This is a genomic window from Actinoalloteichus hoggarensis (assembly GCF_002234535.1).
Classification (GTDB): domain Bacteria; phylum Actinomycetota; class Actinomycetes; order Mycobacteriales; family Pseudonocardiaceae; genus Actinoalloteichus_A; species Actinoalloteichus_A hoggarensis.
Map to the genome: position 1 here is coordinate 5252866 of NZ_CP022521.1, position 21472 is coordinate 5274337.

A 21472-nucleotide genomic window follows, 5' to 3' on the forward strand; every position below is an offset into this window, starting at 1 on the left:
CGGTGAGACGACGAAACCCCAGGCCATCGGCCTGGGGTTGACGATGCTCCTCCGGTTGGACTCGAACCAACAACCCTTCGGTTAACAGCCGAATGCTCTGCCAATTGAGCTACGGAGGAAGGTCTCTTCAGTTCTTCGCCGGACCCCGTCCGGCGAGACATACTCTAGCGCATCGCGAGAGGGGGTTTTCACCACCCCTCGTTTTCGACGTCCCTCGGTTGAACGGCGGACGATACGGGAACATGGTCCACACGAGCATCGACCGAGGAGGGCACCATGACCAAGCTGTTGCTGGGTGCGGCCATTGGTTACGTACTGGGGGCCAAGGCAGGCCGGGCTCGGTACGAGCAGATCGTGCAGGCCTACCACCGGGCCCTTGATCACCCGATGGTGCGAGACGTCACCGCGAAGGTGCGGGGCCGGGTGGAGCAGCAGACCCGGCCTAGCCATTCGCAGCCGGAAGACCTGCTGGTCTGACAACGCGCGGCGACGCCGGAACACGGGAGGACGGCCGGGGCATCCGCCTCGGCCGTCCTCCGGTTCGGCCGGAATCCGACCGGCCGCCGTCCATCGAGCAGCCTGCTCGAACCGCCGCCACCTGCTCGAACTCCGGCGAGCTGCCCGCTACCTGCACGAACTCTCGCGTCACACGGCCTGTCGCCGCCGGCGGACCGCGACGACCCGCCGGAGACGGCCCACCGCCCGGCCGCCACCCCGCGGCGCCCGGTCCGCCGTCTCAGTCGCGCCTGCGCGCGACGACGAAGATCCGCCGGAACGGGAACCAGGTCACTCCGTCGGCCTGCCTCGGATAGGCCGTGCGCAGCCTCGGGCCCAGCTCGGCCCGGAACTCGGCCCAACCCGCCTGCGTCAGGACGCTCTTGATCGGGCGCAACGCCGTCCCGCTCACCCAGTCCAGGACCGGGTCCTCCCCGGTCAGCCGCTGCACGTAGGTCGTCTCCCAGGCATCGACGTCGGCGCCCACCGCCGCCAGCGGGGTCGCATAGCCCGCGGCGTCCAGGACGGCGCCCGGCGATCGCATGGCCAGCCCGTCGAGTCGATCCCGCCACGCGGGCGAGCCCGCCAGGGTGCGGATCTCGTGGTGGGAGGGCGCGTCGAAGTTGCCCGGCACCTGGAAGGCCAGCCACGCGCCGGGCCGCAGTCGCGTCAACCAGCCACGCAGCAGCTCGCGGTGGCCCGGGACCCACTGGAGCACGGCATTGCTGAGGACGACGTCGACGTCCTCGTCGGGCTGCCAGGCCGTGACGTCGCACAGCCGGGCCCGGACCCCGGCCGCCGTGGCGGCGTCCACCATCTCCGGCGAGGAGTCGATCGCCTCGATGCGGGCGTTCGGCCAGCGTTCGGCCAGCGTCGCGGTCAGATTGCCGGGACCACAGCCGAGGTCGACCACCCGTCGGGGATCTTCGGCGCCGATTCGAGCGACCAGCTCGTGAAAGGGTCTGCCCCGCTGGTCGGCGAAGGTCAGGTAGGTCTCCGGATTCCACTTCGTCGTGGTCATCGCGCCTCCTCTTGAAAACCGTACGTACGTACTTTATTCCTTTCGCGGGGTGATCGGCCCGAGATTGCCTCGATCGAGTGAGAAGTACGCACATCGTCACCGCTTGTCCACCCGCGCCGTGACACGACCGACCCGGCAGGTCGCGATCGGCCACGCGAAGGTGAGCGCGAGGAACACGACGGAACGAAGGCGATCGGCCTGCGCCGCCGGGTCCTACTCGGGGGCGGGGCGGGCCTGCGCGAGCTTCGCCGCCACCTCGGAGGCGATGTCGACCACCACGGCCCGATCGGTGCCGGGGTCCATGCGCACCTGAAGCAGCACGCCGTCACGGCCGGGGACCCGCCGCTGCACGAACCAGGCGCCGCCGCCGGGCAGCTCGCGGTGATGCCGAGAGGTGATCGAGGCGTTCACCCGTTTCAGCACCGCCTCCGGAACCCGACCGGTCTCGGCGAGGGCGTACCGACGCGGCGGCAGATCCGTGAGCAGCTCGGCCTCCCCCGCCATGCCCGCCGACTCGGCCTCCACGACCGTCAGGCCGCCGTCCTTCCAGGCCGCCTTGGAGATCAGATGCCACCCCACGCGCCGGGAGCCCGACACCTCGGGCAGCCACAGCCCGAATCGAGTCGCGACCACCGCACCCCCGCCCTTCGTGGTGGCCACGGCGAGCACCCGCTCGTCGGTCTCCAGCGTGCCGGTGAAGCTCGCGGGCAGCTTCGGCGAACCGACCACCCACAGCCGCAGCCGACGAATGAGCTCCTTCACGACAGTCCTCCCACCGCCTGGTCCTGCAGCGCCTTGCGATACTGCTCCAGACCCACCAGGTCTCCGAACAGCGCGTGATACTCCTCAGGCTCCTCCGTGGCCGACATCCGCTGCAAGCGGGACTTCAGCTCGGCGATCTCCCTCGCCACCACGGACTCCTTGAGCCGGGCCAACAGGCTCGCCGCGTACAGCGAGTCCTCCTCCGACCGGGACCGAGGCGACTCCACCGACAGCTCGGTGACCAGCGACCGGACGGAGGCGTGCGAACAGTGCTCCGTCATCGCCGCGACCAGCGCGGACCCCGAGAGTCCGCTGGACGCGCCACCCGCCGCGAGCAGCGCCCGATGCACCGCCAGGTACGCCGGATGGGTGTAGGCCTGCTCCGAGATCGAGTCGTAGACCGGCCCCGCCAGCGCCGGCCACTGCAACGCGATCTTCAGCGCCTCCCGTTGCAACCAGAGCTGTGGATCGTCCGGCGCGGGCCGGGGCGGACCGCCGTCGCCGTCGGACGCCTGTCTGGTCGCCTGTCCGCGCCGCTGCCGCTCGTTCCGGTCCGGTTCGCGACGCCCGCCGCCGCCCGCCAGCTCACGGACCTCGCGGACCACCCCGGACGTGTCGTCCCAGCCCACCCAGCCCGACAGCCGCCGGGCGTACTCGTCGCGCAGGGCGACGTCGCGGATCCGCGCCACCAGCGGCGTCGAGGAGCGCAACGCGGCGAGCTGACCTTCGGCCGTGTCGAGATCGTGGCTCCTGACCACGCCCCGGATGGCGAACTCGTACAGCGGACGGCGCCGGGCGACCAGATCGCGCACGGCCGGATCGCCCTTCTCCTGCCGCAGCTCGCAGGGGTCCATCCCGTCCGGAGCCACCGCGATGTAGGTGTTGCCCGACCAGTTCTGATCGCTGTCGAAGGCCTTGCGAGCCGCCTTCTGACCCGCCTCGTCGCCGTCGAAGGTGAAGATGACCTCGGCGCCGAGGGACGCCTGGTTGAAGGAGGCGTCCATGAGCAGCCGGGACAGCACCTTGATGTGCTCGTCGCCGAAGGCGGTGCCGCAGGAGGCCACCGCCGTCGGCACTCCGGCCAGATGCATGGCCATCACGTCGGTGTAGCCCTCGACGACGACGACCTGATGCCTGCGGGCGATCTCCCGCTTGGCCACGTCCAGGCCGAACAGCACCTGCGACTTGCGGTAGACCGGACTCTCGGCGGTGTTGACGTACTTGGCCTGGATCGGGTCGTCGTCGAAGATGCGCCGAGCGCCGAAGCCGACCACGTCGCCGCTGAGATCCTTGATCGGCCACAGCAGCCTGCGATGGAACCGGTCGATCGGCCCGAGCCTCCCCTCCTTGGCCAGGCCGGCCTTGTACAACTCCGTCGCCTCGAAGCCGCGGCCGAGCAGGTGCTTGGTCAGCCGGTCCCACCCCGACGGGGCGAACCCGCAGCCGAAGCGGCTCGCGGCGGCCTCGTCGAAGCCCCGGGACGCGAGGAACTCCCTGGCCTGGACGGCCTCCGGGCCGCGCAGGGCCTCGGCGTAGAACTCGGCGGCGGCCTTGTGCGCCTCGACCAGTCGGAGACGGGTGCCCCGGTCGCGCTGCACGGTCGCGCCGCCGCCCACGTAGGTGAGCCGGAGGCCGACCCGGTCGGCGAGGCGCTCCACGGACTCCACGAAGCTGAGGTGCTCGCGCTTCATCAGGAAGGCGATGACGTCGCCGCCCTCACCGCAGCCGAAGCAGTGGAACGTGCCGTGTGTCGGCCGGACGTTGAACGACGGGCTCTTCTCGTCGTGGAAGGGACACAGGCCTTTCAGGGCGCCCGCGCCCGCGCGACGCAGCTCGAGGTACTCGCCGATCACCTCGTCGATCCGGTTCCGGTCTCGTACCTCGGCGATGTCGCTTTCCCGGATGCGTCCTGCCACGGTCGGCGAGTCTATGGGAGGCGGCCGACCTGGCGCCGCCGAGTCGGCGGGCAGGTGGAGAATGCCGGGTGTGAGCCGTGCCGAGGACGAGATCGGGCCAGTCGCGGAGCTGGCCGAGCGCTTCGAGGAGCACCGCCCGCACCTCTTCGGGGTCGCCTACCGACTGTTCGGCACCCGCGCCGACGCCGAGGACGCCGTGCAGGAGTCATGGTTGCGGCTGGCCGCCGTGCCCCGCTCGGATCGGGACGGGATACGCGACCTGCGTGCCTGGCTGACGACCGTGGTCGGGCGGATCTGCGTCGACCGGCTGCGCTCGGCGAGCGCCCGCCGCGAACGCCACGTCGGCACCTGGCTGCCGGAACCGCTCGTGAGCCGACCGGGCGACGGTCGCGCGCCGACGCCCGATCCGCTGGAGCAGGTCGTGCGGGCCGACGAGATGCGGATGGCCGCGGTCCTCGTGCTGGAGCGGCTCACCCCGGACCAGCGGCTGGCCTTCGTCCTGCACGACGGCTTCGCGGTCCCCTTCGACTCGATCGCCGACGTTCTCGGGTGCACGGCCGCCACCGCCCGTCAGCACGCCTCCCGGGCTCGGCGGCTGGTGGCCGCCGCCGACCCGCCGCCCCGCGCCGAGGCCGCCGAGCATCGGCGCCTGCTCGAGGAGTTCCTCACCGCGCTGGCCGCCGGGGACACCGACGCGCTGACGCGGGTACTGCATCCCGACGTCGTCTTCCACGGCGACGGCGGCGGCCGGGCCAGGACGGCGCGCAGGCCGATCGTCGGGGCGGACCGGGTCGTCCGGCTCCTGTTCGGGCTCGTAGAGCGGTACGGCACGCGGCTCACTCGGATCGGCGTGCCGGTGCTGGTCAACGGCGATCTCGGCGTGCTGATCGCAGGCGATCGCTCGGACGGCGACCCGGCGGCGCCGGGGGCCGCGGCGGACGGGGGTCGAGGCCTGCCGATCGAACGCCGGGTGGCCTCCATCGCGGTCCGCTCGGGGCGGATCGTGGCCGTGTTCGACGTGGCCGATCCCGACAAGCTGACGCACGTGAGTCCCTGATCCACCCGGCGGATCGGCGTGGCAGGCCGGCTCGTCTCTCACGACGCGCCTCGCACGGCCTCGCCTCTCGCCCGCCCCGTGGTCGTCGGTCCGTCTCTCGCTGAGCCTGTCTCCGCCCGGACCCGCAGGTCCGCCGCCTCGCCCGGACAGGCAGCGCCTCGCCGACGGATCACGCTCGACGGACTGGACGACTCGTCTACCGGCGGCGACGCGACATGCCGTCGCCACCGAGCCGTCGCGGCGCGCGCACCGGATCTCTGCCGGTGAACGGTCCGATCTGTCGACGGGGCATCCCGGTCCGCGACGGACGCGGCGCCGTATCCGAGCAGGGCCGCCGTATCCGAGCAGGGCCGCCGGGTCGCGTGTCGCGGCACGGATGGTGCGTCGCGGTCCGACACGGGCCGGCGATCCGTCGGTGCGGCTGGCCGAGTGGTCCCGGCGATCTGGATCTCGGACCAGTAACCTGAAGATTATTTTCGTTGAACACTGAAGTCATCGTGGCGGCAACATCGGTCGCGGGCAGGTCGACAGGCCGCGAGGCGGCCACCGCGTTCCCGTCGGCCGCGTCGCCCACTGCCGCGCTTCCGCGTGGGGCGGCAGCCTCTCGACCACCCGCACCGACCGAGGATCCACCGCCGAGAAGCGGGATCCGGCTCCGGTCGACGCCGCCCACTCCCCACCCGCCGGCCCGCCGCACTCGTCGGTCCTGCCGCACCCGCCGATTCCGCACCCCGTCGAATCTCCGGACACCGACGGGTCCCGACGACCCCGCACGGGTCTCGGGCGTCGGCCTCCGGCCTCGACTCTCGGCAGGCTGTCGAGGGCTCGGGCAGGCCTCGGACACCCGCGGATCCCGGTACCCGCCGCGCGGGCGACAGCGGCTCGCCCGGCACGCTCCGCGCGACCGGAATCGAGGTGCGCCGCAGCGCCCGCCCGCCCCGGCGACGCGGGCAGGCGGACGGCACGATCCGCGACTATCCGGGGCACGCACGGCGCCGGGCGAGCGGCCGCGCGGACGGACTCAGCTCGGGTCGGTGACGCGGGCCAGGAAGTACACCGAACCGCTACGGCGATGCCGCACCAGCAACAAGAACGGCCGATCGACCCGCACCGTGATCGGCCGCTGCGGAATGATCGCCGCCGCCAGCTGGAACATCGCGGCCGTCGCGGCGGCGCCCTCCAGCCCCTGTTCGTCGATCCGCAGCACCGACTCGTGCAGCACCGAGGAGATCCGCACGGGATGCGACTCGCTCAGCCCGCCGAAGTCCGCGTCGTCCTGGAACATCGAGCGCACTCCGAGCCCGCCCAGCGGCGTCTTCAGGTCCGCGCGTCCGGTGACACGCAGGCGCGGCAGGAACAACTCGACGCGGGTAGCCCGGATCGCGTCGAGCAGGGTGCCCAGCGTCGCGCCGTCCAGTCCGGCCTCGGCTTCGGCGAGATCGCCGTCCGGCAGCAGGATCACCGCCTCGACGCCGCCCTTGGCGGGAAGCCCCACGACCTGCCAGCCCGCGCGGACGGCGTAGGGCATCCGCTCCGTCAGCGTCATCGTCGGCACCTCGTCGACGCCCGTCCTCGTATGGAAGGGCTGCGGGCTGGTGGCGCCCTCGGTGAAGCGGTTGATCCACGCCGTCTTGAGGTACAGGGCGTTGACCAGTGCCGCCGCCGTCCGCTTCTCGACCGCCCCGACGGGCAGCAGCTCCGGGATGAGGCCTCGGGTGAGGTCGGCGACGTCCTCGTTGATCAGGGCCCGCGCCCCCTCCGGGTCGGTCTCGAAGGAGGCTCCCTTCACGGCTCCGCCCGGCCACTGTTCGAGGTTGCGCCGGAACGAGGGATGCAGGACGAGGTCGTCCCTGGTCCACAGTGTGTTCGCCACCGAGAGGACCGGCGGGTCCTCGCCGCTGCCCGAGGTGCTCAGCTCCGCCGAGGCGATCAACGGTCCGGCGACCCGGTGCAGGTCGTTCGGCGCTCCGTCGGTGAGGACCCGGCTCAGTTCGTCTCGGGTGCCGCCCCGCGCGCCCGCCGCCGCCAGGCCGAGGGCGCTGGCCACGGACATCGGTGACCAGCAGAAGTCACCGCCGTCGCTCGGCGCGAGTGCCCGGTGCAGGTTCAGTGCGAAGGAGAGGTGTGCACGGTCGTCCACGGTGATCAACAACCCCTGTCTGTCGTCGACTGGCTAGGGCGGAGGGCGCACGGCGGACCCGTCGGAGGGCGGCCCGGAACCGTCGCGGCGGTCCGCGGCGGTGTCGCCGCCCAGAAGCCCACCCGGCGGGACCCTCCCGCCGTGGCACCGCTGCCACGACCGTCCGGCCGGACCGCCGACCAGCGCGATTCCGCGACGAGACGACCCGCTCGGCGTCGTCGCCGCAGGTGATCACCGGGCGGTGACCCGGCCGAGGATCACGCGCGTCCGGGGCCGCGGCCGCGAGGCCGTCCGATTCCGGAGTGATCCGTACGCCATGACCCCAGTCTGCCGGCCGCGGCACCCGGGCCGGGAGGATCGCTCAGGCGAGACCGGCGGCCTCTCGACCGGTCAGCCTGGCGTGCCACCGCACCGCCTGGCCGTCGGTGAGCGCGGCCACCTGATCCAGGACCACCCGCAGCCGGGCCGCGTCATCGCCCGCGACCTGCCAGGCGGGCCGCAACGCCGGGTCCAGCTCGTCGGGTGCCCGATCGATCAGGACCTCGATCAACTCGCCGAGCAGTTCGCGCTGGACGGCCTGCGTCCGGAGCCGTCTCGGGTCGCTCATCACGTACCGCAGGGCGACCGCCTTGAGCAGCGCGACCTCGGCGACGACCTCGGGCGGGACCACCAGGTCGGCCTGATAGCGGCACAGCGGTCCGTCGCCGAACTTCGCTCTGGTCCCGACGACGGCGGCGGTGGCGAACCGGCCGACCAGCTCGCTGGTGAGCCGTTTCAACGCCACCTGGTCGGCGAGGCTGCCCCCGTAGTCCAGCACGTCGACGACCACGGGCAGCCGCAGCAGCCCGGCCGCGGCGGCCTCCAGCGCCGCCGCCGAGTCGTCGGAGAAGCTCTCGGCGGCCAGCCGCGCCACGACGGCCCGCTCGGTCGGATCGGCCAGCTGGCGCAGGGAGATGCGGCCCGACAGCACCCCGTCCTCCACGTCGTGGACGGAATAGGCGACATCGTCCGCCCAGTCCATGACCTGGGCCTCCAGACAGCGCCGTCGGTCGGGGGCGCCCTGACGCATCCACTCGAAGACCGGGAGGTCGTCGGCATAGACGCCGAACTTGCGGGTGCCCGCGACGCGCGGCCACGGATACTTCGTCGCCGCGTCCAGGGTGGCCCTGGTGAGGTTCAACCCGTGCGAGCCGCCGTCCTCGGTCAGCACCTTGGGTTCGAGCCGGGTCAGGATGCGCAACGTCTGGGCGTTGCCCTCGAAGCCGCCGCACGCCGCCGCGGCGGCGTCCAGCGCGCGTTCCCCGTTGTGGCCGAACGGCGGATGGCCGATGTCGTGCGCCAGCCCGGCGGTGTCGACGATGTCGGGATCGCAGCCCAGCTCGGCGCCGATGCCCCGCCCGATCTGCGCGACCTCCAGCGAGTGAGTGAGTCGGGTGCGCGGCACGTCGCCCTCGTCGGGCCCCACCACCTGGGTCTTGCCCGCGAGCCTGCGCAGTGCGGCGGAGTGCAGCACCCTGGCCCGGTCTCGCGCGAAGGCGGTGCGTCGTTCGGCCCGTCCCGACTCGAGGACGGCGTGCTTGGGCGGCTCGACCAGCAGACGAGCCGCGTCGTGGTCGCGGTAGTCGGACGACACCGGGGCAGCCTAAGGTCCCGGTGCGCGACCCGACAGGGCACCCGTCGCGATGCCGCCGATCGTGGGGTCGGGTGTCGACGCGATCGTCTGCCACGCGGGCCGACGCGGCGTCGACGGTGCCGGATCCGGCCGTCCCGGCGTGCGATTGCTTCGAGTCGAGCCGCCCGACTCGGTGCGGCCTGCACGCGAGGAGCGTGACAGGCCGCCGGGCTCATTTCAGCCCGTTGTCGTCGCCGGCGGCGGGGGCGTGGGTGAGTCGGTAGTGGAGCAGCGCGGCCGTCTCCCGCACGATGTAGCGCGCCTGCGTCTCCCTGGTCTGCACGATCGGACCCCGCCGGGTCGGCGAGACCCAGGCGTCGATGCCCGCGTCGCGGGCCATGGTCCTGGCCCGCAGGGAATGCCACGGATCGCTGACGATCACCGCCGAGTCCCAGCCCCGATCCGAGATGGCCCGAGCGGAGACCCGGAAGCTGCCCAGGGTGTCGACGCCTTCCCCGACGGCGATCACCCGGTCCGGCGGGACCCCGTTCTCGACCAGCCAGATCTCGCTGGCCTCGGCCTCGGTGTAGTTGTCCCCCGCCTGCCTGCCGCCGACCGTCAGGATGTGGTCGGCGACCCCGGACTCGTAGAGCGTCACGGCATGTTGCAGGCGCGCCTCCAGCACGGCGGAGGGTCTGCCGTCGTACTGTGCGGCGCCGAGCACCACGACGACGTCGGCGCGACTGCGATCGTCCTGGCGCGCCACGAACCACACCCGGAACAGGGTGCCGCCGACGACGAACGCCAGGATCAACACGGCGCCGAGGACGGTGCGAGCCAGCAGCCTGCCGAGGCGAAGGCCCCGCGGCAGGCCCTCAGGGTCGGTCATGCCGGAGATCGTCGCAGAGCGGCGGGCCCTGCGGCGACGGTGGTCCGTCTTTCCGCGCCGAGCCCGCGCGGCCGGTTCGCCGCCCGATCCCGTGCGGGCGTTCCACGCGGCCGAACCCGTCTCCCGCCGCCTGCCGACGGCCGGCCCGCGGCCGGGCGCGGTCCCGACGCGGCGAACCCGTCGGCGAGCCGAGCATGCGCGCGGCCGTCCCGCGACGCGCGCGGCGAGAGGTCGAAACGCGAGCCCCCACCTCCGCCAGCGAGGATGGACCGATGCCTGCCCAGCAGCCCACGATCCTCGCGACCTCAGGCGGAATGCGCCGAGGCACTCGCACCGAGCTCGAGTTCGCGCCGCTGATCCACTTCGCCGTGGAGCTGTCCGGCGTGACGGGCAGGCCGCCTCGCCTCTGCCACGTGGGCACGGCCTGCGGCGATCAACGCCCGCAGAACGCCGCCGTCGCGGCGGCCGGCCGGGAGGCGGGCATCGAGGTCACCGCGCTGAACCTGTTCCCCATGCCGCCCACCACCGAACTGGCGGACCTGGTGCTGTCGCACGACGTCGTGTGGGTCGGCGGCGGCTCGGTGGCCAATCTGCTCGCCGTCTGGCGGGTGCACGGCCTGCCCGAGGTGCTGCGGCAGGCCTGGACGGCCGGCGTGGTGCTCGGCGGCGTCTCGGCGGGTTCCCTGTGCTGGTTCGTCGGCGGCCCGACCGACTCCTTCGGCCCGGACCTGCGGATCGTCACCGACGGGCTGGCACTGCTGCCCTACGCCAACGGCGTGCACTACGACTCCGAGGCCGCCCGCAGGCCCGCCGTCCACGCCGCCGTCGCCTCGGGCGACCTGCCGACCGCCCACTGCACCGACGACGGCGCGGGCCTGCTCTACCACGGCACGACGCTGGTCGAGGCCGTCGCCGAGAACGGGGCGGCGGGCGCCTACCTGGTGGAACGGGACGCGACCGCCGAGCTGGGAGTGGTCGAGCGGCGTCTCGACGTCCGCCGTCTCGCGTGAGCCCGTCATCCCTCCCCGACCCGCTGAGAGGGCGCGGCCGTCAGCAGCGATGACGCCGGGGACGGACCCGGAGTCGCCGCGCCGGGCCGCCCGATCCGACACCGCCGGAGACCCGACCGGAGACGCCACGCCGATACCGCCGGAGACCGACCGGCACGGGACGGCGAACCCGTGTCCGAGGCGGCACGCCCGCGTCGTCGCCGTCCTCGCCGACACCGTCCTCGCCCCCGGCGTCAGCCCTCCCAGCGCCGCCCTTCTATGACGCCGCGCTCAGCAGCCGCGCAGCCGGAAGGCGAGATAGTCGTTCAGCTTGTCCAGCGACACCCGTTCCTGCCCGAGACTGTCCCGATCGCGGACCGTCACCGTGTGATCGAGCAGCCCGTCGAAGTCCAGCGTCACGCAGAACGGCGTGCCGATCTCGTCCTGCCGACGGTAGCGCCTGCCGATGGCCCCGGAATCGTCGAACTCGACGTTCCAGCTGCGGCGCAGTTCCGCCGTGACGGCCGCCGCCTGCGGGGCCAGATCCGCGCTGCGCGACACCGGCAGCACCCCGACCTTCACCGGGGCGAGTCGACGATCCAGCCGCAGCACGATCCGCCGGTCCACGCCGCCGATCGGGTTGGGCGTCTCCTCCTCGGTGTAGGCGTCCAGCAGGAAGGCCAGCACCGCCCGGCCCACCCCCACGGAGGGACCGATGACGTAGGGCCGGTACCGGCTGCCCGCCGTGCGGTCGTAGTACGACAGATCGACCCCGGTGCGTTCGGCGTGGGCGTCGAGGTCGAAGTCGCCCCGGTTGACGACGCCCTCCAGCTCATCCCACTCCCGGCCGGGGAAGCCGAACCGGTACTCGACGTCGACCGTACGGCGCGCGTAGTGCGCCAACTGGTCCGCCGGATGCGGATAGTGCCGAAGGTTGGCCCGATCCACGCCCAGGCCCGTGTACCACTCGGTGCGGGCGTCGATCCAGTAGCGATGCCAGTCCTCGTCCTGATCCGGCGGTACGAAGTAGGCCAGTTCCATCAGCTCGAACTCGCGGGAGCGGAACAGGAAGTCGCCGGGGGTGACCTCGTTCCGGAAGACCTTGCCGATCTGTCCGACGCCGAACGGCGGCCGTCGGCGGCCGGTGGCCTGCACGGAGTGGAAGTTCACGAACGCGCCCTGCACCGTCTCCGGCCGCAGATGGTAAGGACTGTCGTCGGCCTCGTCCGGGCCCAGGGCGGTGGCCAGCATCCCGCTGGACAGGCTCGGCGGGGTGAACCGTCCCCGGCTGCCGCAGTCCGGGCAGGTCAGCGCCAGCAGCGCGCGAGCGTCCAGTTCCTCACCCGTCCGCGCCCGGAACTCCTCGACGAGGTCCGCGGCGGGGAACCGGTGGTGACACGCGGTGCACTGGATGAGCAGCGCCACGAACTCCTCGGCGTGACCGGAGGCGGCCCACACCTCGCGCGGCAGGATCACCGAGGAGTCCAGGCCGACGACGTCGTCCCGGCCGTGGACGACGGCCTTCCACCACTGCCGCTTGACGTTCTCCTTGAGCTCGACGCCCAGCGGGCCGTAGTCCCAGGCCGCCCGGACCCCGCCGTAGATCTCCCCGCTGGGGTAGACCAGGCCGCGAGCCCGGCAGAGTCTGACGATGGTGTCGATCCGATCGGCATCGGCAGGCACGGACGCTCCCCAAGGCCTGGTGGACGAGGCGACAGGAGCCGAGCGTAGCGGCCGGTGCCGGACCGGCTGCCGCGAGCGTGACCTGCGCTCAGGCCGAAGCGGGGCCGCGGACGAAGATCTTCTCGGCCGCTCAGGCGAGATCGGGGGTGCCCACCAGGGTCGCGATCACGATCCGGTTGTCCTCGTATCCCGACGGACCGCCGACGTAACGTCCGCCGCAGGTCACCAGGACCAGTCGGTGGACGCCGTCCTGACCGAACAGCTCGGCGGCCCTGGCAGGCAGCTCGTCCTTGTGCAGGGTCAGCACCTCGCTGGTCTCATACGTCCACTCGCCGCCGTCGACGTCGACGATCTCGATGCGCTCGCCGACCTCGGCGCGATGCAGCTGGTCGAAGGGCCCCAGGGCGCCCTGCCAGTTCACATGTCCCGCCATCACCGACGCGCCCGCCGCGGCCCCGAGTCCGGCTCCCCACCAGGTGGCCTCGCCGAGGCTGTCGGGCACGGGGAGCGTGCCGGTGGCGTCGACCTCGTCGCGCACCAGCCGTGCGGAGCCGCCGTCGGCCAGGTAGATCGTGCCCGGCTGCCTGGCATGTTCGGTGGGCGGCGGCGCGGGTGCGGCCTGCGTGGGCTCGGCCTCGCCGGGCGCCGTCTCGACGGGGGCGTTCGACGCGCTCGCAGAGCCGGGCACCACGCTCGGGTTGCCCATGATCCCGCCGACGATCACGCCGATCACCACGGCGGCGAGGACGGCGATGAGCGAGGTCGTCCGTCCTCGCGTCCAGAACCGACCGCGCTCGCGTTCGGCTGCGGCGGAACCGGACGTCGCATCCTCCGAACGGGGTCGTCCCACCGGTCATCAGCTCCTCACTCCGTGTAGCCACGGGCCGACGGTGCCGGTTTCGGATGATGGCAGAGGAGGGAAGCCGGCAGGCAGCAAGTCGACGAAGATGACTCCGAAGCTCACTCGTTCAGCCCAGCCGTCAGGCACCGACCGGGCCCGGCGACCGTCCACAGGCCGTCGAGGACGGGGAGTCCCGCGAAGCCGGCCCGGCGGTCCGAGTCCCGCGGGTGGCGGCCGAACGCCGCGTGCGGAGGGACGGCAGGCGCGTCAGCGACGCGGGACGTCCGGGCCCGCCACCTCGCCCAGCCGCACGCTGCCCCGGTCCCGGGCCAGCAGGCTCTCCTGCTCACGCGGCGACTCCTCACCCGGCACCGACTCCACCAGCACCTCGTGGACGGCGGAGCCGCCGACCTCGGCCCTGGAGAGGAACGGAACCACGTGTTCTCGCACGTCGAACGGCGAGAGCGCCCGGCGATAGGCCACCACCGAGTCGAAGCGGGCGATCAGCGTCCAGTCGACGCCGTCCGGGTCCTGCTCGACGGTCCGTGTGAGCTGCACTCCCCGACAGCCGGGCTGAGCGCCGAGCAGCCGCATCGCCGTCCTGGCCTGGGACAGGAAGTCCTCGATGCCGGTCTCGGGCACGGCATAGCGACAGATGAGCAGCATCGGGCGGGCTCCTTCGGCGGTGCGGGGTGCGAGGATAACCGCTCGCGGATCGGGCGGTGGGCACGTGGAAGGAGACCCGTCGGTGGCAGGCAGAGGAGATCGACGCAGGCGGCTGACCCCGGGCGAGGGGCCGCTGTCGCGGGTCCCGCCCCCGGTGGCCTTCCTCGTCGTCATCGGATTGTTCCTGCTCGGGGCGTGGCTGGGCGGCTGGATCGGCGTCACGCTGCTCGCGACCCTCATCGTGCTGGTCCTGGCCCTGCTGCTCGCCACCTGGCAGACGCTCACGCCGGGTGAGCGTGCCCTGCGGATGATCACCCTGCTGATGTTGATAGTGATTACCGCTACTGTCGGCTACAACAGTCTGGCGACTTGAGCGGAACGAGGCGCCGCTCAGGCGGGCGGCCGATCGGACGCACTCAGGCCGAGGCGACGCGCCACTAGAATGAATGACGGCAGGCGGGCGACGCCCGGACACCGCGCCACGACACCCGAGTCCTGGAGACCGAGATGCCCACCGCAGACGCCATGAGGCACGTGCCCGGCATCGAGCACGCCGCCAGAGGCGTGGCGCTGGCACCCGACGACGTGCGACCGGGCTCGCCGTGCGACGAGCGGGCGGCGTCGGGTGCGCTGCCCATGCCCGCTCCCAAGACGCTCATCGCGGCGGGCGACCTGCTGCGGGCCCTCGCGGCGCCGGTCCGCATCTCCATCGTCCTCCAGCTCCGACAGGCCGAACGCTGCGTGCACGAGCTGGTCGAGTCGCTCGGGGTCACCCAGCCGCTGATCAGTCAGCATCTGCGGGTGCTGAAGTCCGCGGGTGTGGTACAGGGCACCCGGCAGGGCCGCGAGGTGGTGTATCGGCTGGTGGACGAGCACCTGGCTCACATCGTGGTCGACGCGGTGACGCACGTCGAGGAACCCCAGCCGAGCAGCGGAGCGGAGGACACGTGACCACCAGTGAGAGACCGTCGACGACGGTCCCCGGAGTACGCACGACCAGACAACGCACGGCGGTGTCCCGACTGTTGGACAACCAGCCCGAGTTCCGCTCCGCTCAGGAGATCCACGAGGAGCTGCGCCGAAACGGGGAGGGCATCGGCCTGACCACGGTCTACCGAACCCTTCAGACCCTCGCCGAGGCGGGTGAGGTGGACATGCTCCGCACCGACACCGGTGAGGCCGTCTACCGACGGTGTTCGAGCCATCACCATCACCACCTCGTGTGCAGGCACTGCGGCCGGACCGTGGAGGTCGAGGGCCCGGCGGTGGAGCGGTGGACGAACCGCATCGCCGAGGAACACGGCTTCCACCGTGTCAGCCACACCCTGGAGATCTTCGGCGACTGCGCCGACTGCGCGGCCGCCTGACGCAGGCCCGCGGGGCGCCGCCGAGCCGCGTCCGTCTACGAGGCCCTGAGGCGGTGGGATCGGCCGGGTCGGCGGCGTGGGTCGGCGACGGACGGACACGCACCGTGGGGCCGAGCACTGGTCGCGGCTAGTACTCGTACGGGTCCGCCGGGGCCGCCACTGGGGTGACCTCCGAGACGACGAACTCGGGCACGTTGCCGTTGGCCTCGGTGGCCGAGCCGGTACGGACCTCCCCGGTGACCTCCATCCAGCCGTCCACCGGCAGGGCCGCCAGCGTGGCGGCCGACGCGCCGTCGGCGTCCAGCCGGAGCTTGACGGGCAGCGCGTCGGCGGCACAGCACATGATGCGGATGCGCGCGACGTACACGGCGCCGGGTTCGGCCGGGTCCGCCACCGGGGCCGACGTCGCTCCCGGTGCCGAGGCGCCCTGACCGTCGACCTCGTCTCGCACCAGGAATCCGGTGACCGAGATCTGTCGGCCGTTCAGCGCCCCGCCCGCGTCCCAGACCGAGCGCATCACCACGTCGGTGATCTGCATGGCGGGCACGTCGCCGTCGGGTAGTGGGCCGAACAGACCGCCGCCCGACGGCGGTCTATCCGTGATCACCGAACGGTCGCCCGCGCGCTGGACCGAGTCCGAGCCCAGCGCCGGCGGGGCGATCATGAGGATCGCGAGGACCGGCAGCAGGAGCATCCACGAGGAGCGGCCACGACCGTGGCCGTGGTCGTCGGCATGGGCATGGGCATGGGCATGGGCATGGGCATGGGCATGGGCATGATCCGCCGGGCCGTGCTCGACGGGGGACGGGCCGGGGCTCGCCGCCCGCGCCTCGACGGCCGCGGAGGCCACGCCTGTCCGGCTCCCCGAGTCCTCTCCGGTGCCGTCGACCGCCGCCGTCACCCCACCCGCGGCGGCGCCGACGAGGCCGACCGCGGGCAAGGACGAGTCCGGCACCGCCTCGTTCGCCGAGCCGCCCGCGTCGCCGTCGGGCGACCGCCGTCCGGCGGAGGAACGGGGCCGCCCCGGCCGCCGGTCGCGCTCGGCGCCGCCATCGGTCGCGGTGGCACCGCGATGACCCCAGATGTCGAAGACGATGGCGGCCACGCCGACGGCGACGATGATCACGCCCGCGCCGAGCAGCAACGGCAGCAGCGAGGGACGCACATAGCGCAGGTAGGTCCCGTCCCACGAGATCTTCACCAGCGCGCCGCCCAACAGCACCAGCAGCACGTTCTGCGTCTCGCGTCGCATGTCACCGCCTTCTCTCGTCCGACGTCACCGCTCGCTCCGGTGTCGGTCTCGCCCGAGGTCGGCGGCCTCGAGTCCGTTGCGACCGGCCGGCTCCTGGCGTCGACGCGCCGCTTCGCGTCACGCCGAGGGCACCGCGTACCCGCCGCCCCGCCGGACCGTCGGCGAGGGCGACCCCGAGTGTGCCCGATGCCGCCCCGTCGGGCGGCGCCGGGCCGCGTCACCACTCCAGCAGCAAAGCGCTGACGAGCAGGGCGCTGAGCACCGCGACCAGGAAGGTCGCCGGGGCGAACCGCGCGGCGAAGGAGCGGCCGAAGGTGCCCGCCTGCATGGCGATCAGCTTGATGTCCACGGCGGGGCCGACCACCAGGAAGGCCAGCCGCGCGGGCAGTGGAAGCCCCGGCAGGGAGGCCACCACGAAGGCGTCGGCCTCGCTGCACAGGGCCAGCAGGACGGCGGCCACCGACATCACGATCACCGCGAGCAGCACCTGTCCGCCGAGGCTGTCCAGCCAGGAGGGCGGGACCGCGACGTTGAGCACCGCGGCGGCCAGCGCGCCCAGCACCAGATAACCGCCCGCCTCGACCAGGTCATGACGCACCGTCTCGACGAAGCTCACCCACCGGGAACCGGGTCGCTGATCGGGCAGCCTGCGCAGCGCGCGCTCGGCGATCCACTCCATCCGCCCCCATCTGATCCACAGCCAGCCCATCACCATCGCGGTGAGCAGCGAGGCGAGGAACCGGGCGAGCACCATCATCGGCTCGCCGGGGAACGCCACCGCAGTGGAGACCAGCACGATCGGGTTGATCGCCGGGGCGGCGAGCAGGAACACCAGAGCGGCCGACGGCGCGATGCCCTGTTGCATCATGCGTCGCGCCACCGGCACGGACGCGCATTCACAGCCCGGCAGGGCGAGCCCGGCCAACCCCGCGACCGGAACCCCCGCCGCCTCGTTGCCCGGCAGCAGTCGCCGCAGCACCCTCGGCGGCAGGAACGCCGCGATCAGCCCGCTGATCAGGACGCCGAGGACCAGGAACGGCAGCGCCTGCACGCAGATGGCGACGAAGACGGTCGCCCCGGTGCGCAGAGCGGGCGCGTCGAGCAGCTCGACCAGCATGTCCTGAAAGAACATCGCGGCCAGCAGCAGGACGCAGAGCAGTTCCAGCGACGTGATCCGCCGCGAGCGCGGCGCACGCCCGGCCGGTCCCGCCGCAGGCGGCGTGCTGATCGCCGAGACGGGCGCGTCGCCCCCGGGGGAGCCGTTCGACGTCGGTTCCGGCGAGCGCGTCGCCTCCTGACCACCGTTCATCGCCGTTCCGATCTTTCGTCCACGCCGCCCGAGTCCGCTCGCACGCGGCCCGACACGGGCCGCGACGGCCCGCCTCGGCTCACACCCTGTCCTGGCCGCCCGGTCTGTCCTGGCCGCCCGCCGTATCCAGCAGCTCGGTGCGCAGCTGCGAGGCGGTGGACACCACCAGCATCAGCATGGTGCTCAGCGGTGTGGCGCCCATGCCCTCGGCGGGGAAGGCATACCGAAGGGTGACATCCATGCCCTTCCCGGTGCGCACGACGCCGAGCGTGCCGAAGAGGCCCTGCCCGGCGCGTTCGGCGGCCGACTTGGCCAGCGTGTCGTCGTCCGGCAGGTCCCAGGCGACGACGCAGGTGAGGCTCAGCACGGTGAGCCCCTCGGCCAGCTGCATGGCCTGCACCGCACACGGCACCTCGCCATGACGGAAGGTGAGCGCCCCGTCGTCGTCGGTGTGCACCTCGTGATAGCGCTCCAGCGCCTCGCGGGCGGCCGAGAGAAGGGCCGCCGTCTTGGCCGCCTCCCCCGCTCGCTGGTCCGAGGGGATCTCCGAGTCCGTCACTTAGTCAGTGCCTCCGTTCGGTTCTTCGACGACGTCGTCGCCTTCGGCGGGCGGGACGGGCCCCGCCTGCTGGTTCTTCACACCGCCGAAGCGCCGATCGCGCTGGGCATAGGCCTCGCAGGCCCGCCACAGCGCCATCCGGTCGAAGTCGGGGAACAGCGTCTCCATGAACACCAGCTCGGCGTAGGCCGACTGCCAGACCAGGAAGTTCGAGGTGCGCAGCTCTCCGGAGGGACGCAGGAACAGGTCGACGTCCGGCATCTCCGGGTTGTACAGGTACCTCGCGATGAGCTTCTCGTCGACCTTGTCCGGATTGATCTCCCCGGCGGCCACCCGCCGGGCGATCTCCTTGGCCGCATCGGCGATCTCGGCCCGGCCGCCGTAGTTGACGCAGAGCGTCAGGGTGAGGACGTCGTTGTCCTTGGTGCGCTCCTCGGCGTCCTCGAGCTGGTCGATGACGCTGCGCCACAGCTTGGGGCGACGGCCGGCCCAGCGCACCCGCACCCCGTGCTCGACCATGAAGTCGGTGCGCTTGCGCAGCACGTCCCGGTTGTAGCCCATCAGGAAGCGCACCTCTTCGGGGCTTCGCTTCCAGTTCTCGGTGGAGAAGACGTAGACCGACAGCCATTTGACGCCGAGCTCGATGGCTCCGCTGACGACGTCGCTGAGCACCTCCTCGCCGCGTCTGTGGCCGTCGGTGCGCGGCAGCCCTCTGGCCTTGGCCCATCGCCCGTTGCCGTCCATCACCAGCGCGACGTGGTTGGGCACCAACGCGGGCGGGATGGCGGGGGGACGTGCCCCGGACGGGTGCGGGTCAGGGGGGCGGGGCGTGTACTGGTCTCGCCCGCTCCGGAACCGACGCAGCATCAGACGACTGACCTCCTCATGGTCTCCCCCGGCGACGCTGGACAAACACGGTCATCCTGCCCGACGGCGTGTCGGGACCGGTCGGCGGCCGGTCGGTCGCGGGCCGTTCGGCGGGACGGACAGCCGACCGGATGAGGCGGCAGAGGAGAGCCGCCGACCCGGCGGGCGGGTCGGCGGCTCATGAGCGAGGACTCGCAGCAGCTCCCTCTTGCACAGGCACTGCCCCTCGGGGCCTGCCTGCCCGCTGCGAACCATCTAGGGTCGGTCGGCGGGCGCCTGTTCCCGGCGTGCTCCGGCGGGGAGCACGGGCGGGCGGCAGGCGAGTCCTAGTCCCATCGGAAGATCTTGGCCGCGAGCCCGATCAGGACGACCGCGTAGCAGGCCATGACCGCGACGGCACCGAGCGGAGGCCACCCTCCCGCGACGGTGTCCTGGAGAGCCTGCACGCCCGCGCCGACGGGGGTGAGGTCGCTGATGGTGCGCAGCACGTCCGGCATGGCGTCCCTGGGCAGCCACAGTCCCGCGAAGAACATCACCGGGAAGTAGACGACCGTGCCCACGCCCGAGGCCATCCGCGAGTTCGGCACCACCGCGCAGATCAGCAGTCCGACGCCGAACAGCGCGACCGCCAGGAGCACCGTCATCAGCAGCAGGCCGCCGGGGTTGGCGGGCAGCGCGATGCCGTGGACGAAGCGCCCCAGCAGGATCGTGGCGGCGATCGAGGCGAGGGCGACCGCGAGGTTCACCAACAGCTGCGCGAGCAGCAGGTGGAGCGGCGACACCGGCGTGGTCGAGAGCTTGCGCAGGATGCCCCGCTCCCGGTAGGCGGTCATCGTCGCGGGCAGGGTGACGATGGCGACCGTGGCGAGGGCGATCGCGATCATGATGGGCACATACAGGTCGAGCAGTCGCACACCGCCCAGCGCGGGGTCGGGAACGCTGAAGGCCGGGATCAAACCGAAGATCATCAGCAGCCCCGGCGAGAAGATGAAGCCGAAGAAGGCCGCGGTCGGGTCCCGGAAGAAGAGCTTCCACTCGTGGACGAAGATCCTGGTCATTCCGGACATCTCAGTTGCTCCCTGCTGCGACGGGGTTCTCTTCGATCCGACGCCCGGTCAGGGCGACGAAGGCGTCTTCGAGGCTGGCCTGCTCCACACGCAGGTCGAGGGGACTGACGCGAGCGGCGGACAGGGCGGCCGTGACGGCCAACAGCAGTTCGCCGTGCCCGCTGACCAGCAGTTGGCTCCCCTGATGTTCCACCGACCGGACCTCGGGCAGGTCGGTGAGGAACCGATCGTCGATCGGAGCGGACGTCCGGAACCGGATGCGCTGCTCGGCCTGCACGTTCGCGATGAGCCCGCTCGGGCTGTCCACCGCGGCGACACGGCCGCCGTTGATCAGCGCGATGCGGTCGCAGAGCCGCTCGGCCTCCTCCATGAAGTGGGTGACCAGCACGATCGTGACGCCCCGACGCCGGACGCCCTCGATGACCTCCCAGGTGTCCCGCCGGGCCTGCGGGTCGAGCCCCGTGGTCAGCTCGTCGAGGAAGGCGATCTTCGGGCCGCCCACGAGCGACAGCGCGATGGACAGTCGCTGTTTCTGGCCGCCGGAGAGCTTGCCGTAGCGGCTGGAGAGCTTGCCGGACAGGCCGAGGTCCTCGGCGAGAGGTCGCCAGTCGACGGGCTTGCGATAGAAGGAGCTGTACAGCTCCAGGGACTCCCGCACCGTGGCCTTCTCGGGCAGCGCGCTCTCCTGGAGCTGCACGCCGATCAGCTGCCGCAGTTCCTGCCCGTCCCGCCTCGGGTGCCTGCCCAGGACCTCGATGGTGCCGCCGTCCGGGGCGCGCAGGCCCTCGACGCATTCCACCGTGGTCGTCTTGCCCGCTCCGTTGGGACCGATGATCCCGAAGATCTCGCCCTCCTCCACGGCGAAGGAGACGTCGTGCACCGCGACGTGGTCGCGATAGCTCTTCCGCAGATTTCGCACTTCGATGACTGACACTGATTTTCTCCTCACAACGTTCGATTCATAAGAAGGGGTAGGAAGG

The 21472-nt window shown here is 72.1% G+C and carries 21 protein-coding genes and 1 tRNA gene; 6 read left to right on the plus strand and 16 right to left on the minus strand.

What is annotated here, in order from left to right; translation table 11 throughout:
* Positions 1–46: 46 nt before the first annotated feature.
* Positions 47–119 (minus strand) — tRNA-Asn (locus tag AHOG_RS22450).
* A gap of 157 nt (positions 120–276) precedes the next feature.
* Between AHOG_RS22450 and AHOG_RS22455 the strand changes: the two genes are divergently transcribed.
* Positions 277–477: a hypothetical protein gene (locus AHOG_RS22455; protein ID WP_093943112.1), complete on the plus strand. Its 201-nt coding sequence runs from the start codon at positions 277–279 to the stop codon at positions 475–477.
* A gap of 259 nt (positions 478–736) precedes the next feature.
* Here the strand turns inward: AHOG_RS22455 and AHOG_RS22460 are convergent, their stop codons facing one another.
* The 3 genes from AHOG_RS22460 to dnaG all read right to left on the minus strand — a co-directional run bounded on the left by AHOG_RS22460 (position 737) and on the right by dnaG (position 4194).
* Positions 737–1516, minus strand: coding sequence for a trans-aconitate 2-methyltransferase (locus tag AHOG_RS22460; RefSeq protein WP_093943113.1), 780 nt, complete (start codon positions 1514–1516; stop codon positions 737–739).
* Positions 1517–1729: 213 nt separating this feature from the next.
* The gene (locus tag AHOG_RS22465) at positions 1730–2278 is read right to left on the minus strand and encodes a hypothetical protein (RefSeq protein WP_245856389.1); all 549 of its coding nucleotides are present in this window, start codon (positions 2276–2278) and stop codon (positions 1730–1732) included.
* Positions 2275–4194 carry a DNA primase gene (gene dnaG / locus AHOG_RS22470; protein ID WP_093943114.1) on the minus strand — a complete coding sequence of 640 codons (1920 nt, stop codon included), beginning with the start codon at positions 4192–4194 and terminating at the stop codon, positions 2275–2277. Before dnaG ends, AHOG_RS22465 begins: the two co-directional genes overlap by 4 nt.
* 61 nt (positions 4195–4255) lie before the next feature.
* Here dnaG and AHOG_RS22475 point away from each other — a divergent pair, with 61 nt between their 5' ends.
* Complete coding sequence (locus AHOG_RS22475) at positions 4256–5251, plus strand: sigma-70 family RNA polymerase sigma factor (RefSeq protein ID WP_093943115.1); 996 nt, start codon at positions 4256–4258, stop codon at positions 5249–5251.
* Between the two features lie 1021 nt (positions 5252–6272).
* Here AHOG_RS22475 and AHOG_RS22480 read toward each other — a convergent pair.
* The 3 genes from AHOG_RS22480 to AHOG_RS22490 all read right to left on the minus strand — a co-directional run bounded on the left by AHOG_RS22480 (position 6273) and on the right by AHOG_RS22490 (position 9892).
* Entirely contained in the window at positions 6273–7397 is a 1125-nt protein-coding gene (locus tag AHOG_RS22480; RefSeq protein WP_376700111.1) for a serpin family protein, read from the minus strand.
* A gap of 355 nt (positions 7398–7752) precedes the next feature.
* Complete coding sequence (locus AHOG_RS22485; protein WP_093943116.1) at positions 7753–9024, minus strand: deoxyguanosinetriphosphate triphosphohydrolase; 1272 nt, start codon at positions 9022–9024, stop codon at positions 7753–7755.
* Positions 9025–9235: 211 nt separating this feature from the next.
* On the minus strand, positions 9236–9892 hold the full coding sequence (locus tag AHOG_RS22490) for a YdcF family protein (RefSeq protein ID WP_093943117.1): 657 nt from the start codon (positions 9890–9892) through the stop codon (positions 9236–9238).
* A 272-nt stretch (positions 9893–10164) separates the two neighbouring features.
* Between AHOG_RS22490 and AHOG_RS22495 the strand changes: the two genes are divergently transcribed.
* Complete coding sequence (locus AHOG_RS22495; RefSeq protein WP_093943118.1) at positions 10165–10902, plus strand: Type 1 glutamine amidotransferase-like domain-containing protein; 738 nt, start codon at positions 10165–10167, stop codon at positions 10900–10902.
* A 270-nt stretch (positions 10903–11172) separates the two neighbouring features.
* On the opposite strand, the gene AHOG_RS22505 is transcribed toward AHOG_RS22495, so the two are convergent.
* From AHOG_RS22505 to AHOG_RS22515, 3 genes are all read right to left on the minus strand, one after another.
* On the minus strand, positions 11173–12564 hold the full coding sequence (locus AHOG_RS22505; protein ID WP_093943120.1) for a glycine--tRNA ligase: 1392 nt from the start codon (positions 12562–12564) through the stop codon (positions 11173–11175).
* Positions 12565–12694: 130 nt separating this feature from the next.
* Entirely contained in the window at positions 12695–13414 is a 720-nt protein-coding gene (locus AHOG_RS22510; protein ID WP_245856392.1) for a class F sortase, read from the minus strand.
* 258 nt (positions 13415–13672) lie between these two features.
* Positions 13673–14071 (minus strand): antibiotic biosynthesis monooxygenase family protein, encoded by a 399-nt coding sequence (locus AHOG_RS22515; RefSeq protein WP_093943121.1) that lies wholly within the window; start codon positions 14069–14071, stop codon positions 13673–13675.
* 82 nt (positions 14072–14153) lie between these two features.
* On the opposite strand from AHOG_RS22515, the gene AHOG_RS22520 reads away from it, so the two are divergent.
* The 3 genes from AHOG_RS22520 (at position 14154) to AHOG_RS22530 (ending at position 15438) form a co-directional block, all read left to right on the plus strand.
* Positions 14154–14444, plus strand: coding sequence for a hypothetical protein (locus AHOG_RS22520; RefSeq protein WP_157736999.1), 291 nt, complete (start codon positions 14154–14156; stop codon positions 14442–14444).
* A 134-nt stretch (positions 14445–14578) separates the two neighbouring features.
* The gene (locus AHOG_RS22525; protein ID WP_245856393.1) at positions 14579–15022 is read left to right on the plus strand and encodes an ArsR/SmtB family transcription factor; all 444 of its coding nucleotides are present in this window, start codon (positions 14579–14581) and stop codon (positions 15020–15022) included.
* The gene (locus AHOG_RS22530; protein ID WP_093943123.1) at positions 15019–15438 is read left to right on the plus strand and encodes a Fur family transcriptional regulator; all 420 of its coding nucleotides are present in this window, start codon (positions 15019–15021) and stop codon (positions 15436–15438) included. The genes AHOG_RS22525 and AHOG_RS22530 overlap by 4 nt, the downstream gene beginning before the upstream one ends.
* Positions 15439–15565: 127 nt before the next feature.
* On the opposite strand, the gene AHOG_RS22535 is transcribed toward AHOG_RS22530, so the two are convergent.
* The 6 genes from AHOG_RS22535 to AHOG_RS22560 form a co-directional block, all read right to left on the minus strand.
* Entirely contained in the window at positions 15566–16690 is a 1125-nt protein-coding gene (locus tag AHOG_RS22535; RefSeq protein WP_093943124.1) for a TIGR03943 family putative permease subunit, read from the minus strand.
* A gap of 217 nt (positions 16691–16907) precedes the next feature.
* Complete coding sequence (locus AHOG_RS22540; RefSeq protein ID WP_093943125.1) at positions 16908–17999, minus strand: permease; 1092 nt, start codon at positions 17997–17999, stop codon at positions 16908–16910.
* Between the two features lie 79 nt (positions 18000–18078).
* Positions 18079–18558, minus strand: coding sequence for a YbjN domain-containing protein (locus tag AHOG_RS22545; RefSeq protein ID WP_245856394.1), 480 nt, complete (start codon positions 18556–18558; stop codon positions 18079–18081).
* Positions 18559–19425 carry an isoprenyl transferase gene (locus AHOG_RS22550; RefSeq protein ID WP_093943126.1) on the minus strand — a complete coding sequence of 289 codons (867 nt, stop codon included), beginning with the start codon at positions 19423–19425 and terminating at the stop codon, positions 18559–18561. It lies immediately after the preceding gene.
* 326 nt (positions 19426–19751) lie between these two features.
* Complete coding sequence (locus AHOG_RS22555; RefSeq protein WP_093943127.1) at positions 19752–20492, minus strand: ABC transporter permease; 741 nt, start codon at positions 20490–20492, stop codon at positions 19752–19754.
* 1 nt (position 20493) lies between these two features.
* A complete protein-coding gene (locus tag AHOG_RS22560) occupies positions 20494–21426 on the minus strand; it encodes an ABC transporter ATP-binding protein (RefSeq protein WP_093943128.1) in 933 nt (310 codons plus the stop codon).
* Positions 21427–21472 lie beyond the last annotated feature (46 nt).

Coding starts and splice junctions, on each gene's coding strand:
- AHOG_RS22490 (WP_093943117.1), bottom strand. CDS start 9,892: ATGACCGACCCTGAGGGCCTGCCGCGGGGCCTTCGCCTCGGCAGGCTG.
- AHOG_RS22495 (WP_093943118.1), top strand. CDS start 10,165: ATGCCTGCCCAGCAGCCCACGATCCTCGCGACCTCAGGCGGAATGCGC.
- AHOG_RS22515 (WP_093943121.1), bottom strand. CDS start 14,071: ATGCTGCTCATCTGTCGCTATGCCGTGCCCGAGACCGGCATCGAGGAC.
- AHOG_RS22460 (WP_093943113.1), bottom strand. CDS start 1,516: ATGACCACGACGAAGTGGAATCCGGAGACCTACCTGACCTTCGCCGAC.
- AHOG_RS22535 (WP_093943124.1), bottom strand. CDS start 16,690: ATGCGACGCGAGACGCAGAACGTGCTGCTGGTGCTGTTGGGCGGCGCG.
- AHOG_RS22525 (WP_245856393.1), top strand. CDS start 14,579: ATGCCCACCGCAGACGCCATGAGGCACGTGCCCGGCATCGAGCACGCC.
- AHOG_RS22475 (WP_093943115.1), top strand. CDS start 4,256: ATGCCGGGTGTGAGCCGTGCCGAGGACGAGATCGGGCCAGTCGCGGAG.
- AHOG_RS22555 (WP_093943127.1), bottom strand. CDS start 20,492: ATGTCCGGAATGACCAGGATCTTCGTCCACGAGTGGAAGCTCTTCTTC.
- AHOG_RS22550 (WP_093943126.1), bottom strand. CDS start 19,425: ATGCTGCGTCGGTTCCGGAGCGGGCGAGACCAGTACACGCCCCGCCCC.
- AHOG_RS22540 (WP_093943125.1), bottom strand. CDS start 17,999: ATGAACGGTGGTCAGGAGGCGACGCGCTCGCCGGAACCGACGTCGAAC.
- AHOG_RS22455 (WP_093943112.1), top strand. CDS start 277: ATGACCAAGCTGTTGCTGGGTGCGGCCATTGGTTACGTACTGGGGGCC.